The sequence below is a fragment of the Microbacterium sp. Kw_RZR3 genome, from assembly GCF_029222405.1.
Taxonomy (GTDB): Bacteria; Actinomycetota; Actinomycetes; order Actinomycetales; family Microbacteriaceae; genus Microbacterium.
The window spans coordinates 1-471 of the sequence record NZ_JARHXC010000034.1; the positions used below are offsets into that span (position 1 = coordinate 1).

At 69.0% G+C, this 471-nt stretch carries 1 pseudogene; it reads right to left on the bottom strand.

The annotated features are described in order from the left end of the window. Positions 1-113: 113 nt before the first annotated feature. A pseudogene (locus P2P98_RS01375) lies at positions 114-471 on the bottom strand (phosphatase); the annotation flags it as partial.

Sequence of the window (471 nt, forward strand, 5' to 3'; positions counted from 1 at the left end):
AGGCGCCCCGCCATGCACCCATAAACGCAATCCGCTCACGGAAACACGTGCTCCACGCATTTCCGTGAGCAAACGGCGTTTATGCGTGAGCCGGGCCGGCCAAACCTCGACGGCTACGGGAAGACCGGCGCCGTCCCGCGACCGAGCGCGAAGATCCGCGCGACCATCTCGTCGGAGGTGGTGTTCTCTCCCGGGACGTTCGGCTTGCCGAGGCCGTGGTAGTCGCTCGAGCCGGTCACGATCAGATCGCGCTCGGCGGCGAGCTCGGCCAGCAGCGCGGTCGGCTCGGGGAGGTTCTCGCGATGGGCGAGCTCGAACCCGGCGAGTCCCGCGTCGAGCATCGCCATGGTGACGCTGTCGGGCAGCAGTGAACGACCGGCCGGGTGCGCGACGATCGGTACCCCGCCCGCGGCGACCACCAGTTCGACGGCGGTCACCGGGTCGGGTGCGTACAGAGCGACGTAGTAGTCG